The sequence below is a fragment of the Nocardia brasiliensis genome (assembly GCF_042691675.1).
GTDB lineage: Bacteria > Actinomycetota > Actinomycetes > Mycobacteriales > Mycobacteriaceae > Nocardia > Nocardia brasiliensis_D.
The window spans coordinates 7,039,208-7,054,880 of sequence record NZ_CP170507.1 but is presented as its reverse complement, the minus strand read 5'-3'; the positions used below and the strand labels follow the sequence as shown (position 1 = coordinate 7,054,880).

At 69.0% G+C, this 15,673-nt stretch carries 11 protein-coding genes; 9 read left to right on the top strand and 2 right to left on the bottom strand.

Going from position 1 to position 15,673, the window contains the following annotated elements; translation table 11 throughout:
* Positions 1-76 precede the first annotated feature (76 nt).
* Entirely contained in the window at positions 77-748 is a 672-nt protein-coding gene (locus ACFK0J_RS32370; protein ID WP_218471225.1) for a FadR/GntR family transcriptional regulator, read from the bottom strand.
* Positions 749-813: 65 nt separating this feature from the next.
* On the opposite strand from ACFK0J_RS32370, the gene ACFK0J_RS32365 reads away from it, so the two are divergent.
* The 9 genes from ACFK0J_RS32365 to ACFK0J_RS32325 all read left to right on the top strand — a co-directional run bounded on the left by ACFK0J_RS32365 (position 814) and on the right by ACFK0J_RS32325 (position 13,896).
* Positions 814-2,070 (top strand): MFS transporter, encoded by a 1,257-nt coding sequence (locus ACFK0J_RS32365; protein WP_378733512.1) that lies wholly within the window; start codon positions 814-816, stop codon positions 2,068-2,070.
* A gap of 212 nt (positions 2,071-2,282) precedes the next feature.
* Positions 2,283-4,793 (top strand): nitrite reductase large subunit NirB, encoded by a 2,511-nt coding sequence (gene nirB, locus ACFK0J_RS32360; protein ID WP_378743192.1) that lies wholly within the window; start codon positions 2,283-2,285, stop codon positions 4,791-4,793.
* Between the two features lie 64 nt (positions 4,794-4,857).
* Positions 4,858-5,259: a nitrite reductase small subunit NirD gene (gene nirD / locus ACFK0J_RS32355; RefSeq protein ID WP_378733510.1), complete on the top strand. Its 402-nt coding sequence runs from the start codon at positions 4,858-4,860 to the stop codon at positions 5,257-5,259.
* 4 nt (positions 5,260-5,263) lie between these two features.
* Positions 5,264-6,493 carry a uroporphyrinogen-III synthase gene (locus ACFK0J_RS32350; protein ID WP_378733509.1) on the top strand — a complete coding sequence of 410 codons (1,230 nt, stop codon included), beginning with the start codon at positions 5,264-5,266 and terminating at the stop codon, positions 6,491-6,493.
* Positions 6,490-7,254, top strand: a complete 765-nt coding sequence (locus ACFK0J_RS32345) for a sirohydrochlorin chelatase (RefSeq protein WP_378733508.1) — start codon at positions 6,490-6,492, stop codon at positions 7,252-7,254. The genes ACFK0J_RS32350 and ACFK0J_RS32345 overlap by 4 nt, the downstream gene beginning before the upstream one ends.
* A 219-nt stretch (positions 7,255-7,473) precedes the next feature.
* On the top strand, positions 7,474-11,757 hold the full coding sequence (locus ACFK0J_RS32340) for an amino acid adenylation domain-containing protein (RefSeq protein ID WP_378733507.1): 4,284 nt from the start codon (positions 7,474-7,476) through the stop codon (positions 11,755-11,757).
* Complete coding sequence (locus tag ACFK0J_RS32335) at positions 11,754-12,473, top strand: DUF6875 domain-containing protein (RefSeq protein ID WP_378733506.1); 720 nt, start codon at positions 11,754-11,756, stop codon at positions 12,471-12,473. Before ACFK0J_RS32340 ends, ACFK0J_RS32335 begins: the two co-directional genes overlap by 4 nt.
* Positions 12,474-12,513: 40 nt before the next feature.
* Positions 12,514-13,491, top strand: coding sequence for an alpha/beta hydrolase (locus tag ACFK0J_RS32330; RefSeq protein WP_378733505.1), 978 nt, complete (start codon positions 12,514-12,516; stop codon positions 13,489-13,491).
* Between the two features lie 63 nt (positions 13,492-13,554).
* A complete protein-coding gene (locus ACFK0J_RS32325) occupies positions 13,555-13,896 on the top strand; it encodes a TfoX/Sxy family protein (protein ID WP_378733504.1) in 342 nt (113 codons plus the stop codon).
* Positions 13,897-13,905: 9 nt separating this feature from the next.
* Here the strand turns inward: ACFK0J_RS32325 and ACFK0J_RS32320 are convergent, their stop codons facing one another.
* Positions 13,906-15,609 carry a metallophosphoesterase gene (locus ACFK0J_RS32320; RefSeq protein WP_378733503.1) on the bottom strand — a complete coding sequence of 568 codons (1,704 nt, stop codon included), beginning with the start codon at positions 15,607-15,609 and terminating at the stop codon, positions 13,906-13,908.
* Positions 15,610-15,673 lie beyond the last annotated feature (64 nt).

Sequence of the window (15,673 nt, the reverse complement as noted above, 5' to 3'; positions counted from 1 at the left end):
AATTCCGACTCACATGCGGAACGGGCGGCCAGTGAAAAATGGGTTACCTGGCGCCGTTTCGACCGGAATAACGCTGTTATCGCACGTCGGGGTATTCGGCGATGAGCGAGTTGAGGAAGCAGCTCGCCGCCGAGGCGGCCCGCTCGGGGTCGCCGTCGATCACGGCGTGCACCAATTCGGCGTGTTCCTCGGGATAGGAGTCGTCGGACTTCAGCGTCCGCGCCCGGATCACCTGTTCGATGATCGGCAGCAGCGAATCGTAGAACTCGAGATAGACCGCGTTGTGGCTGGCGACCACGATCGCGCGGTGCAGCTCGACGTCGGACTCGATCGCGGCCGGACTGTCGTCGTTCCACGCCTTGTCCCGCTCGGCGAGCAGCTGCAGCAGATTCGCGATGTCGGCGTCGTCGCGGCGGCGCGCGGCCAGCGCGGCGGCCGTGGTATCCAGCGCCAAGCGCAGTTCCAGGACGTCACGCTCTTCGGCATCGGCAAAGTATTTGCCGAGGGTGCCGCCGAGGTCGGAGGAGGCGATCACGTAGGTTCCCGAGCCTTGGCGTCGCTCCAGCATCCCCGCGTGCACGAGGGCCTGGACGGCCTCGCGCACGGTGTTTCGACCCGTCCCGGTGAGCTCGGTCAGCTCCGGTTCGGTAGGGATGCGGGACCCGATGGGCCAACGGCTGGAACGAATTTCGGCACGCAGCTGCTCGGTGACCTGGGCGATGAGGCTGGTGCGCCGGACTGGTTGCACCGACCTAGAGTACCGCTCATCACAAATCGTTGCCTCCTATCATCCGGTCATCCTATGATTCCGCAGTGACTGCAACCCTCCAGAAAACTCAGACCGGACAGGAATCAACACTGGTCGAGCAGCGCCGACGTGCGCTGACGGAGGGTCGTCTGCTCGTCCTGGCGGCCATCGTGATGTCGGCGCTGACGCTACGCGTCGCGGTCACCGCGTTCAGTCCGCTCGCCGAACGCATCGGTGCCGACGTGGGCTACGGAACCGCCGTTGTCGGCGTCTTCGGCATGATCCCGACCGCGATGTTCGCCTTGTCCGGTCTGCTCACCCCACTGCTCGTGCGCCGCTTCGGGCTGGAACGCACCGCCCTGATCGCCATGCTGATGGCGGGCGTCGGCCAACTGGTCCGGGTGCTGCTGTCCGGCACCGCCGAACTCCTTGTCTTCTCCGCACTCGCGCTGGCCGGTATGGGCATCGGCAACGTTGTCATCCCGCCGCTGGTGAAGCGATATTTCGCGGATCGACTGGCGGTGGTCAGCTCGCTGTACATCATGATGGTCCAGCTCGGCACCGTGGTGCCCGCCTTCATCGCGGTCCCGGTCGCCGACGCGCACGGCTGGCGGATCTCGCTCGGGCTGTGGGCGGTCCTCGGCTTCGCGGCCGCGGTGCCGTGGATCGGCGTGCTGCGCGACCGGCGCGGCCGCGATCGCGACGACACCACGGCGCTGCCCACCGACGCACCGCGCACCGGACGCGTCTGGCGTTCGCCGGTCGCCTGGGGCATGGCGGGCATGTTCGGCATGACGTCGTTGATCACCTACGCGATGTTCACCTGGCTGCCCAAGATCCTCAGCGACGCCGGAGCAAGCGCCGCGTTCGGCGGTTCGATGCTGGGTCTGTTCGCGGTCGTCGGCCTGTTCGCGGCGCTCAGCGCGCCGACGGTGGTCACGCGATTCCGTAATCCGTTCCCCGTGGTGGTCGGCTGCGCGTTCTTCTTCGTCGCCGCCTTCGTCGGGCTGCTGGTCGCACCGATGAGCGTGCCCATCCTCTGGGTGGTGCTGCTCGGTCTCGGGCCGAGCACCTTCCCGATGGCGCTGACCCTGATCAACCTGCGCACCAGCACGCCGGGTGGCTCGGCCGCCCTGTCCGGCTTCACCCAGGGCGTCGGTTACGCGGTGGCCTGTGTCGGGCCGCTGCTGTTCGGCGTGCTGCACTCGGTGACCGACGGCTGGCTCGCGCCGTTCGTGCTGCTCGGCGTCGCGGTGCTGGTGCTGCTCACCGGCGCCTGGCAGGCGTGCAAACCGCGCATGCTGGAAGACACCTGGAGCTGACCGCGCTCGCCCGCCTCTGGCGCGTATCGAGGCCGACTCGTTGTCGCGAGAACCTCGGAGCTCACCTGGTTGCCTGGGCACCCGTGAGCAACCGTTGATACGCCGGTCATTTCGCGCAGCATTGCGGCAATACCCGTTACCTACCGTGGGGCCAACCGGATCTTTGGAGGCCCCTCTTGAGCACGTCGACGAATCGTTCAGTCGAACCAGCCCTGCGCAAGACCGCGGTCGTCGTCGGCCACGGCATGGTCGGGCATCGGTTCGTGGAAGCGCTGCGCTCGCGGGACGAGGCAGGCCAGTGGCAGGTGGTCGTGCTCAGCGAGGAACGGCTGCCCGCCTACGACCGCGTCGGCCTGTCGTCCTATGTGGGGACCTGGGACGCTGCCGCGTTGGCGCTGCCCGGCAACGAGTACGCCGGTGACGCGCTGGTCGAACTGCGGCTCGGGCAACGCGCCGAGACGATCGACCGGGACGCCCGCAAGGTCACCACGTCGGCGGGCGACACCATCGCCTACGACGCACTGGTGCTGGCCACCGGCTCCTATCCGTTCGTTCCCCCGGTACCCGGCCACGACCGACCGGAGTGCTTCGTCTACCGCACCATCGACGATCTGGACGGCATCAGGGCTGCCGCCGAGGCCGCTGGGCCGGGTGCCGTCGGCGTCGTGGTCGGCGGCGGCCTGCTCGGCCTGGAGGCCGCGAACGCGCTCCGGCAGCTCGGTCTCACGCCGCATGTGGTCGAGTACAACCAGCGGTTGATGCCCGCCCAGGTGGACGAGGGCGGCGGTGCGATCCTGGAGCGACTGGTCACCGACCTCGGCCTGTTCGTGCACACCGGCGTCGGCACCGCCTCGATCGAGGAAGCCGACAGTGGGGTGCGGGTCAAGCTGTCCGACGACTCGGTGATCGAAGCGTCGCTGGTCGTGTTCTCGGCGGGTGTCCGCCCGCGCGACCAGATTGCCCGGGACAGCGGCCTGGAGGTCGGCCCGCGCGGCGGCATCATCACCGATCTGGGGCTGCAGACCTCCGATCCGAACATCTGGGCCATCGGCGAATGCGCCGCGGTCGAGGGCACTTGCTACGGCCTCGTCGCGCCCGGCTACACCACCGCCGAGATCGTGGCGGACCGGCTGCTCGGCGGCGCGGGTGAATTCCCCGGCGCGGACATGTCGACCAAACTCAAGCTGCTCGGTGTCGATGTGGCCAGCTTCGGCGACGCGCACGGCACTACCGAGGGCGCGCTGTCGGTGGTGCTGCACGACGCCGCCAAGGGCACCTACGCGAAACTCGTTGTCTCCGATGACGCGAAAATCCTGCTCGGCGGCATCCTGGTCGGCGACGCGACCGCCTACGCCGCGCTGCGCCCGCTGGTCGGGCGTCCGCTGCCCGCCGAGCCCGCCGCGCTGATCTCGCCCGCCGGTGCGGAATTGGGTGCCGACGCACTACCCGACGACGCGCAGATCTGCTCCTGCAACAACGTGTCCAAGGGCGCGATCTGCGGCGCCATCGCCGACGGCGCGTGCGATATCGCGGGCATCAAGAGCTGCACCACCGCCGGAACCTCCTGCGGCGGTTGCGTTCCCATGCTCAAGAAGCTGCTCGAGCAGTCCGGCGTGGAGATGTCCAAGGCACTGTGCGAGCACTTCAGCCAGTCGCGCGCCGAGCTGTTCCAGATCGTCCAGGTCACCGGTATCCGCACCTTCTCCGGCCTGATCGCCAAGCACGGCAAGGGCACCGGCTGCGATATCTGCAAGCCGACGGTCGCCTCCATCCTGGCCTCCACCTCCAGCGAGCACATCCTCGACGGCGAACAGGCCGCGCTGCAGGACACCAACGACCACTTCCTGGCCAACCTGCAGAAGAACGGCACCTACTCGGTGGTGCCGCGGATGCCGGGCGGTGAGGTCACCGCCGATCAGCTGATCACCATCGGTCAGATCGCGAAGGACTTCGGCCTGTACGTGAAGGTCACCGGCGGTCAGCGGATCGACCTGTTCGGCGCCCGCGTCGAACAGCTGCCGCAGATCTGGCAGCGGCTGGTCGACGTCGGCATGGAATCCGGGCACGCGTACGGCAAGTCGCTGCGCACGGTGAAGAGCTGCGTCGGCTCCACCTGGTGCCGCTACGGCCAGCAGGACTCGGTCGGCATGGCGGTGCTGCTGGAAAAGCGTTACCGCGGACTGCGTTCCCCGCACAAGCTGAAGCTGGCCGTGTCCGGCTGCGCCCGGGAATGCGCCGAGGCACGCGGCAAGGACGTCGGCGTGATCGCCACCGAGCACGGCTGGAACCTGTACGTCGGCGGCAACGGCGGCCTCACCCCGAAGCACGCGGTGCTGCTCGCCGGCGACCTCGACGACGAGACGCTGATCAAGTACATCGACCGGTACCTGATGTTCTACATCCGCACCGCCGACCGGTTGCAGCGCACCGCGCCGTGGCAGGAATCACTCGAAGGCGGGATCGACTACCTCAAGCAGGTCATCTGCGAGGACAGCCTCGGCATCGCCGACGAGCTGGAGGCGACGATGGCCCAGCATGTCGCCGGTTACCGCGACGAGTGGGCCGCGGTGCTGGAAGACGAGGAGAAGCTGTCGCGCTTCGTTTCCTTCGTGAATGCCCCCGAAGAGGCCGATCCGACCATTTCGTTCGACGAAACCGGGGAACGCAAGGTGCCGGTGTTGCTGGGTATGCCGGATATCCCGGTCGCCACGCACGGGAAATGACGGCTTAACCGCATAGAAACAGGACGCCTGTACCAATGGGTAAGGCGTTTGGAGGATGACACCGATGACCGTGATCGATACCCCCGGTATTGCCGCAGCTACCGCTACCGGCTGGACACAGGCGTGCCGGCTCGACTACCTGATCCCCGGCCGCGGCGTTGCGGTGTTGCTGAAAGGTGGCCGCCAGGCCGCCTTGTTCCTGCTGAGCGACGGCACGCTCTACGCCGTCGGCAATATAGACCCGATCGGCCGTGCGGCGGTGATGTCGCGTGGCATCGTCGGCGACCGCGGCGGCGTCCCCGTCGTCGCGTCTCCGCTGCTGAAGCAGGCGTTCTCCCTGATCGACGGGCGCTGCCTGGACGACGAATCGGCGCTGTTGCCGGTGTACGCGGTCCGCGTAGCCGACGGCATCGTTTCGATCTCCAACGAGCCGGTACCCGGCGGGCTCGCCTCCTCGGACGGATGAACGCATGACCACCATCGACACTGGCGGCTGTCTTGCCGGTTTCACCATCGGCATCACGGCGGCCAGACGAGCCGACGAGTTCGCCACCCTGCTCGTCCGGCGCGGTGCCGATATCGTGTCCGCGCCCGCCATCCGCATCATTCCGCTGGCCGACGACACCGAACTGGAACGGGTGACCCGTCAGCTCATCGTCGAACCGCCGCAACTCACGGTGGCCACCACCGGCATCGGTTTCCGCGGCTGGATGGAGGCGGCCGAGGGCTGGGGGATCGCCGAGGAACTGCGCGCGACGCTCGCTGCCACCCGGATGCTGGCCCGCGGCCCGAAAGCCAAGGGCGCCATCCGTGCCGCCGAATTGCGGGAGGAATGGTCGCCCGCCTCGGAATCGTCGGCCGAGGTACTCGACCACCTGCTCGCCGAGGGCGTCGAAGGGGTCCGGATCGCGGTGCAGCTGCACGGCGCGACCACCGAGTGGGAGCCGGTACCCGACTTCTGTGAGGTATTGCGTTGCGCCGGTGCGGATGTGGTGCCGGTGCCGGTGTACCGGTGGATGCCGCCGGAGGATCAGGGTCCGATGGACCAGCTGATCGAGGCCATCGTCACCGCCAACCTGGATTGCGTGACGTTCACCAGCGCACCCGCGGTGGCGTCGATGTTGATGCGCGCCAAGGAAACCGGGCTGCTCGAAGGCGTGCTGCACGCGCTGCGCGGCCGAGTGCTCGCCGCCTGTGTCGGCCCGATCACCGCCGCGCCGCTGGAAGAGCTCGGCGTGGCGACCTCCATGCCGGGACGTGCCAGGCTCGGCGCACTGGCCAGGCACGTGGCCGAGGAATTGCCGCGGCGGGCCAATCGGATCTACGCCGCCGGGCACACACTCAGCGTGCGCGGTGGCTGCGTGGTGGTCGACGGTGAGGTGCGCCAGCTGGCACCCGCGCCGATGGCGTTGATGCGGTCGCTGGCCCGGCAGCCCGGACGGGTCGTGTCCCGGGAGAACCTGCTCGCCGCCCTGCCCGGCGGCGGTGACGACACCCATGCCGTGGAGACCGCGATAGCCCGGCTGCGCGCCGGGCTGGGCGCACCGAAGGCGATCCAGACGGTGGTCAAGCGCGGCTACCGGCTGGCGCTCGACGCGTCCGAGTGCATCGACAACAACCCGCGGCCAGAGTTGTCCGGGCCGCAGGCGCCCGGCGTCGGCGCTCCGACGCGATACGTGCAGACCATGGGGACCCGATGAGCGCCCCTGCTCTGGTGCTGGTGGCGCATGGCACCAGAAGCACCCGGGGCGTCCAGATGATCGCCGCGCTGGCCGAGGCGGTGTCCAGGGAGCTCGGCGTCGCGGTTTCGGGGCGCGACGCCGAGTCTCCCCTCATACCGCCTATGCCTGCCGTTCGGACCGCGTTCGTCGACGTGCTCGGTCCATCGCCCGCCGAGGTGCTGCGCGATCTGCGCGATGCGGCGGGGGAATCCGTTCCCGCCGTGGTCGTTCCGGCCTTCCTCGCCTCCGGCTACCACGTGTACCAGGACGTCCCCCGCGAAGTGGCCGAGAGCGGCCATCCCGCGGTGGCGGTCACTCCGGCGATGGGTCCGGACCCGGCACTGGCCAGGATCATGACCATGCGCCTGCGCGCCGCGGGCTGGCGTCCCGGTGACGCGGTCGTCTTCGCCGCGGCCGGGTCCTCCGATTCCCGTGCCCGCCAAGACGTCCGCCGTGCCGCCGCCATGCTCGCCGAACGCCTCGACACCCCGGTTCGCCTCGGTCACATCGCCACCGGCGCGCCACGCGTACCGGAAGTCGTTGCCGCACTCCGTGACTCTGGCTCCGAGCGGGTATTCATCGCGTCCTACCTGCTGGCGTACGGCCTGTTCCAGCAGCGGCTGCACGAAGCCGGAGCCGACGGTGTCGCCGAACCCATCGGCGTCCATCCCGCCGTGGTCCGGCTCATCGCCGACCGCTATCGGGCCGCCGCGCGGGACTGGGTGCGGACCGCGTCCTGAGGTCGGGGCCGAGGCGCTTCGACCGGCGTAGCGCGGGGTATGCCCGGTGCGGATTCTGCGTCGGAGCGAGGCGTGTCCGACAGGGTTGATCCCGGTTATCTGCGCTGACAGTGCCCTCGCACGCGCCGATTGCGCTGGAATAACGCCGCGTTCGGGCATGGATGCCGTAAGTTTGCCCGAGAAAAGATTCAGCGGTGGCTTGCCGAATCCGAGGGAGGCGTGTTGACCGGAGCCGACGACGCCGTGCCACGCGAGGCCACGTCCCTCGAACGCACGGACGCCACGGCACAGTCGATGTACCCACTATCCACGGCGCAGCTGCGCTGGTGGGTGGCGCAGCAATTGCAGCCGGCGGTGCCGATCACGGTGGCGATGTATCTGGATCTGTCCGGCCCCCTCGATGTCGGCTTGATGTTGCGGTGCGCCCGCCGCGCGGCCCGCGAACTCCAATCGCCACACCTGCGCTTCCGCGTCGTCGACGGCTACCCGCGCCAGTACGTCGACACCGAGTCGGAGCTGCCGATCCGGCTCGCGGATCTGACCGCCCATGCTGACCCGATCGCCGCGGCGCAGCAGCAGATGGAGCGGGACTACAGTTCGCCGCTGGACCCGCTCACCGACGACCTCACGGTCGCGACGGTGTTCCAGGTGGCGCCTAATCATCACCTGCTGTACCTGCGCAGCCACCACATCGTCCTCGACGGAGTGGGCGCGGCGGCGGTGCTGCGGCGCACGGGCGAACTCTACCGCTCGGAAGTCCTTGCGGGGCGCGGGTTGAGTGCTACCGACAGTCCTCCCTCCGGCGGGAACGGATCGGGGCCCTCGGCCGGTGGCGGTACAGCCGAGCGAGTTGTTCCCGAATCGGGCAGCGGTCATCGGCGGGCGACCACGCGGGTGTTGTGGCGCTCGGCAAGCCAGCTCGGCGATAGCGAAACATGCGGTGCGACAGCGGGTTCGACCCGCATCATGACCGAGGTCGGTGCGCACGACACGGTGGCAAGGCCTGATTCGGTGCCCGTGGTGAATGCCGCGCCGCCGAAGGAGGTTCGCCCGCTGACGGTGCCGGAGCTGCTGGAAGAGGAACGCAAATACCAGGATTCGGCCCGCGCCTCGGCCGACCGGGACTATTGGCGCGACCAACTCGCCACGCTCGGCGAACCGATAGGCCTGGCCGGGCGGCCCGCCGCACCGGAGCCGCGCCCACACCGGGTGACCGCGACGATGGACGCCGCGACGGCGGAACTGCTCGCCGCCGCGCGCGCCCGGCACGGCGCCACCTTCCCGGAACTGGCCATCACCGCCTTCGCCTGCTACCTGGCTCGGATGACGGGTAGCGCCGAGGTCACGCTCACCATGCCGGTGACCGCACGTCCCACCGCGGCGCTGCGCCGCTCGGCGGGCTCCATGTCGAATGTGGTGCCGCTGCGGCTGACCGGTCTCGATACCGGCACGGTCGGCGGGGTGATCGCCCAGGTGCGGTCGACGGTGATCGGCGCGCTGCGCCATCAGCGCTACCGGTACGAGGACATGCAGCGCGATCGCGGGCAGCACCACGTGGTGCGCGGCGGGTTCGGACCCGTGGTCAACGTGCTCGGGTTCACCGAGCCGTTCGGACTCGGGTCGCTGACCGGACAGGTGCGCCTGCTCTCTCTGGGCCCGGTCGAGGACCTGCTGGTCAACGGCTATCAGGCCGGTCCGGACGAGCGCTCGATCAGCATCGACTTCCACGCCAATCCGGCCCGCTACCGCTACGACCTGGTCGCCTGGCAGCATCGCGTGTTCCTCGACTACTTCGCCCACTTCCTTGCCGCCGAATCCGATTGCCCGATACCGGCTTTGGATATCGCACCGCCCGCCCCGGTGGCAGCGGATCCGGCAGGTCCGGTCCGGGTATTGCCCGACCTGCTGCGCGCCGGCCTCGTGCCGGACGCCGTCGCGGTACAGGACGGTGCCCGCACGATGACCTACCGCGAGCTGGACGACACATCGTCCAAATGGGCCCGCCAACTCATGGCGGGCGGTGCCAGGCCCGGCGAATTCGTCGCGGTCGCCATCCCGCGATCGCTGGAGTCGGTGCTCGCGCTATGGGCGGTAGCGAAGTCCGGCGCCTGTTTCGTGCCGGTCGACCCCGCCGACCCCGCCGACCGGATCGCCACCGTCATCGCGGATTCCGGAGCGCGCCAGGGGATTACCGTGACCGCTGTGCGGGACGGCCTGCCGTGTGACACCGGGTACGCGGCACGGCAGGACGGCGACCCCGACGAGAGCGTGGGTGGATGTGGCACGCACTGGCTGGTACTCGACGATCCGCGGGCGATAGCGGAGACCGAGCGCCTGGCGGGCACGCCGATCGCCGATGCCGAACGGCCGCGGTCACTGCGGCCGGACCACCCGGCGTACCTCATCTACACCTCGGGCACCACCGGGACGCCGAAAGGCGTGCTGGTCACCCATCGCGGACTCGGGTCGCTGACCGACTACATCACCGAACACTATGGTGTCGGCCGGGATTCGGTCGTCCTGCACGCGCACGCGCCCTCGTTCGACGCGCACTTGCTCGAACTCCTCGCCTGCTTCGCGGCCGGTGCCCGACTGGCCGTGGAACCGCCGTCGGTGATCGCGGGCGGGGCGCTGGCGCGGCTGATCGCGGACAGCGGCGGCACTCACTTCCTCACGACGCCAGCGGTTCTCGCCACGTTGTCGCCGACCAACCTGCCCGGACTGCGAGCCGTCGTGGTCGGCGGCGAGGCGTGTCCGGCGGAACTGGTCCGCGAGTGGGCGCCACACGTCCGGCTGTTCAACGGATACGGGCCGACCGAAACCACCGTCATGGCAACGCAAACCGGGCCCATGACGCCCGGCGAACCGGTGACCATCGGCGCGGCGCTGCCGGGAGTGCTCGCGGTGGTGTTCGATTCGCGGCTCACGCGGGTGCCGCCGGGTGCCAGGGGCGAGCTGTACCTGGGTGGCATCGGTGTCGCCGACGGGTATCTGCGCAACCCGGCAGGCACCGCGGTACGGTTCGTCGCCGACCCGTTCGGCATCGGGCAACGGCTCTATCGCACCGGCGATCTGGTCAGCGCGGGCCCCGATGGCGCGTTCGAGTTCCTCGGCCGGGTGGACGGCCAGGTCGAGGTGCGCGGGCGGCGGATCGAACCGGCCGAGATCGAGGCGGCGCTGCTCGCGGGACCGGAGATCGCGCACGCGGTGGTGACCGTCGCCGATGCCGGGCGGCCGGAAGCGCGACTGGTCGGCTATGTGGTTGCGGCCGAGGGGGTTCCGTTCGACTCCGCCGCGACAGTGCGCAGACTGCGCGACACGCTGCCCGCGGCGCTGGTCCCGTCGGCGCTGATCGAACTCGACCGACTGCCGGTGTCGGGCAACGGCAAAGTCGACCGCGCCGCCTTGCCGACACCGGTGGCGGCGCCGCGCCCCTACCGCGCTCCGGAGACAACGACACAGCGGCTGGTCGCCGAGCACATGGGCCGGGCGACCGGGCAGCCCCGGGTCGGCCTGGACGACGACTTCTTCGAGATCGGCGGGAATTCCCTGCTGGGCGTAACGGTTTCGGCCGAGCTGGCGGCCGCGACCGAGGTCCCGGTGACGGTGCGCTGGCTCTACACCACGCCGACGGTCGAGGCACTCGCCGATCGCATCACCGGCTACGACGGTGTCGATGCCGCGAGTGACGACGCCCTCGGTGTGCTACTCACTTTGCGCGGCAAGGGAACTCGGCCGCCCCTGTTCTGCGTGCACTCCGCCGTCCCGCTCGCCTGGTGCTACGCCGGGCTGGCCCGCTACGTCACCGACCGCCCGGTGTACGGGCTCCAAGCACCCACGCTGACCGGTCCCGTCCGCGCCATCAGCACCATCGATGAGCTCGCCGACAGCTACGTCGATGCGATGCTCCACGTTCAGCCGGAGGGCCCGTATCACCTGCTCGGCTGGTCGCTGGGCGGCCAGATCGCGCATGCCATCGCCGTGCGGCTGCGCGCCCGCGGCGCCTCGGTCGCCGCGCTGGCCATGCTGGACAGCGTCGTCTTTCCCGACGGCGCGGACCCGCCGCCGGTGCCGAGGATGCGAGACCTGTTGACGCACTTGCTCGGTGACGAACCGGAGGATGCCGACGCCGCGCCCGAGCTGACCGCCGCCGAGGCCGCGGCCGAATTGGCCCGCGCCGGTGCGTCATTCGGCACCGGCCTGTCCGAGACGCAGCTCGAGCGACTGCACCGTGGCTACGTGGACGGTGTCGCCCTCTCGCACGGCTACCGCCCCGGCGTCTTCGACGGTGACCTGCTCTACTTTTCGGCCACCCGTGGTCCGACCGAACTGTTCGGCGCCGACATCTGGCGCCCGTTCGTCACCGGCGACCTCATCGAGCACCCGGTCGAGGCGACCCACGCCCAGCTCACCAACGCGGCCGTGGTCGAGGTGATCGGCCCGATCCTGGCCCGTCATCTCGAGCGCGTCGCCGTACCCGTCGCGGCGCGGAGCGCGCCGTGACCGGCTCGGACGCGCGCACGCAGATCGGTGCGCGCACCGGATTGGCGTGGCGCAATGTCTATGACGATCCAGGGGAGTGGGCGCGGCGGAACCCCGATGCCGCCGTCCTGATTCGCTACCTCGGCGACCATCTGGTCCAGCCGCATCCGGAGTTGGGTCGAGACGGGCCGGTGTGTCCCTTTGTCCGCCATACGATGGCGCGGCACAGTCTGTGGGCGGCCGTCGTGCCGGGTGGCGACGAGGTGACCGTCGAAGCCATGACCGCGGCGGTGGACGATGCCTTCGAGGTCTACCGCGCACTGCGGGCCGAGGCGGGGCAGGACGCCCGAATGTTGACCTGTGTCACCAGCTTTCCCGGCCTCACCCGCTACGCGACGATCGATACCGTGCACCTGGCGCGCAAGACCGCCGTGGTGCGGCAGGGGCTGATGCTCGGCCAGTTCTACCCCGGTTGCGGCGTATCCGGCCTGTGGAACAAGGACTTCCATCCCCTCGATGCCCCGCTGCCGATGCTGGTGATCCGGAAGATGATGAACACCGACTTCCCGTTCCTGGTCGAGCGCACGGAATGGTTGTACTCGTATCTCACGCAGGTGGCGCCCGACCTGCCCCGGCGCCTTCGCTGGTCGATTGCCGAACACCTGAAGATGACCGATGTCGCCGACGACGCCATTACCGACCTGCGCGTTCACTCGGCAGGCGAACACGCCCGGTGAATGCCGGAGGTCTCGGCAAGCCTGATAGATACTCGACATCATGCGCCGGCTGATGCGATGCCTGGTTCCCGTTCTCGCGGTGGTCGCCGCGATCGTCCCGGCCGGTCCGGCCGCCGCCGATCCCGATTCCCGCATCCTGGACGTGCGGCCCCTCCACGGGCGGCAACTGGAGGTCGTCGTGCACTCGGCGGCGATGAACAAGCCGATCACGCTCTGGCTGTCGCATCCCGGTGCCGGTGCGCCCGCGCTGTACCTGCTCAACGCGGTCGACGGCGGCGAGGACGGCGGACCGTGGACGCGCCGCACCGATGTGGCGGAGTTCTTCGCGGACAAGAACGTCAATGTGATCGTGCCGATGGGCGGGCGGGCCAGCTACTACACCGACTGGCTGCGCGACGACCCCGCGCTCGGCCGCAATCAGTGGACGACCTTCCTGACCAAGGAGCTGCCGCCGCTGCTGGCAGAGCGGTTCGGCATGACCGGGCGCAATGCCATTGCGGGACTGTCCATGTCGGCAACCTCGGCATTGAATTTGGCGATCGGCGCGCCCGGCCTCTATCAGGCCGTCGGTGCCTACAGTGGGTGCCCGCGGACCAGTGATTCGGTGGCCCAGGCGTACGTCTCGTCGCAGCTCGCGGTGTTCGGCGCGAATTCCGCGAACATGTGGGGCGGGCCGGAGAACCCGACCTGGGCCGAGCACGACCCCATGCTGCAGGCGCACCGGCTGCGCGGCATCGCGCTGTACGTGTCATCGGGCACCGGTTCGCCGGGCGAGCACGAAACCCTCGCCGACCGCGGCATCGACGGCAACCCGGCTCGCCTGCTCGACCGCATGCTGGTCGGCGGCGTGATGGAGACGGTCATCGGCGGTTGCACCCGGCCGTTCGTCGATCGCCTGCACGAACTGGGCATCCCGGTCACCGCGAACCTGCGCCCGGCGGGCACCCACGCCTGGACCTACTGGCAGGACGACGTGCACCTGTCCTGGCCACTGTTCGCCGACGCGATCGGCGCGTGACCGGGTCACGCGTAGCTGCTTCTTGTCAGCGAAATTGTCGGTGCCGAGGTCGACAATGCCGCTATGGCATATAACGAGGAACTGGCCGACCGCATCCGGATACTGATCCCGCCGGGCCCGGAATTGTCGGAGCGGAAGATGTTCGGCGGTCTGGCGTTTCTGATCGGCGGGAATATGGCGGTCGCCGCCAGCGCGCAGGGCGGACTGCTGGTTCGGATCGACCCGGCGGAGAACGACAAGCTGCTCGAATTCGAGTTCGTGGAGCCCATGGTCATGGGCGGCCGGGACATGGTCGGCTGGGTGCACGTCACCGCCGATGCGGCCGACGACGACACGGTGCTGCGGGAGTGGGTCGAGCGCGGGGTCAGCTACGCGCGGTCACTGCCGCCTAAAAAGAAGAAGTAACCGGCGGAGTCAGCCGCGGACCTGCCTGCGGTAGGTCACCCGGTCGAACTCCCGGCCGTACTCGTCGACCGCGGTCACGTCCATTTCGCTGGCCAGGACGCCGGGACGAACGTCGACGCGCAGAAATGAATAGTTGCGGAAGCGCACCCGCGACCACGGGGCCGCCTCGCCCCGCTTGCTGCCGCCAGCGGCCCACACGTAGCTGTTGGGTACCGAGGTGTCCGGTAACTCGTTGCCGCGGAAGGACTCCTGCGATCCCGGCTGGAAATCGTAGCGGGGCCGACCGCCGCCGCCGACCGTGTAGTACACGGTGCCATCGGTTTCCGGGTAGACCACGGAATTGTCGCCCGCGACCTTCGTCGCGGCATTGCCACGGATCGGGTCGGTGCGTTCGAAGACGTGATTGTGCCCCTGCAACACCAGATCCACCTGGTAGCGGTCGAACAGCGCGACCCACGCGTCACGCACCCCGCCATCGCTGGCGTGTGACTCGGTGGTCGAATAGGCGCAGTGGTGGAAAAAGCAGACGATGAAGTCGATATCGGGGTTCGCCCGGTAGTCGGCGAGCGTGCGTTGCACCCAACTCGTCTGCGCGCCACCGGAATACCCGGTGTTGGCGCGAATCTCATAGGAGACGTCGTTGGCGTCCAGTGAGAGCACCGCGACATTGCCGTAGGTGAACGAATACGCCGACGGACAGCCCGCGGGCCCGTTGCCGGGAAAGTCGAGTCGCGCCAGATGCCCGCCGTAGCCGTGGGTTCCGTAGGTCGCTTCCATGTCGTGATTGCCGGTCGCGAACATCCACGGCGTCTGGGCGGCGCTCGCCTCGATGGCGCCGAAGTAGACGTCCCACACGTACGGATTGAACTTGTCGAAGCCGTGCGCGAGTTTCGCGCCGTGCGCGACGAATTGGTTCGGCCTGCCCATGCCGGACGGATCCGCGTAGGCGATATCACCGGCCAAGATGTGGAAATCCGGTTGGGCCGCGGCGATTTGGCGCAGCACGTTGCTGGCGTGCGGAGTGGTTGGATCATTGTCGGCCGCGTAGTACTTGTCGTCGTAGTCGCCGGGCGCGACACCCGCGGGCAGCGCCGGTGTTTCGTCGGTGCCCTGGTCGCCCATCATGGTGAAGCGGAACGGCACGAGCGCCGCCCGGGTGGCCGGCATCGCGGGGGCGGCGGCGCGGATGTCGCCCACGAAGCCGTCGCCAGTACGCCAGCGATAGAAATGCGGCACCCGGCCCGGCAGCCCGTCCACCGGGGCGTGCACATAGAACTGTTCGGCCGAGAGCACGCCGCCATCGCTGCTCGGCACCTGGGTCAGCAGATTGCGCACCTCGCCCTCCACCGTCGCGCCGAGCGCCGGGGTCGGACCATGATCGAGAAACACCTTGGTGCCCGCGGGCCGCCTGGACAACTGCGCCGCGAACCGGAGCTGACTGGTCGAATCGGGACCGAACCCCACATGCCGCCCGCCGACCGCCAGCTGCGCGTCCTGGGCATACGCGCGCCGACCGAACGGCGAGGTACCCACCGCCGCCACGGCCGCCGCAGCCGCCGCTCCACGCAAAATATTGCGCCGCGACACCGCATGCCGCCGCACATACTCGCGATGCCATTCATGCTGCTCAGCCATGGTCATCTCGGCGGAAAGACCCCCCGGAATCCCGGTATCCGGAACATCGCCAGCGGGATTCAGCGGATTAGACGACATACCAACCGATGCTGTACCCCCCGAGCACCCCCACCCCCTCAACCCCGCAAGCCGAACACGAACA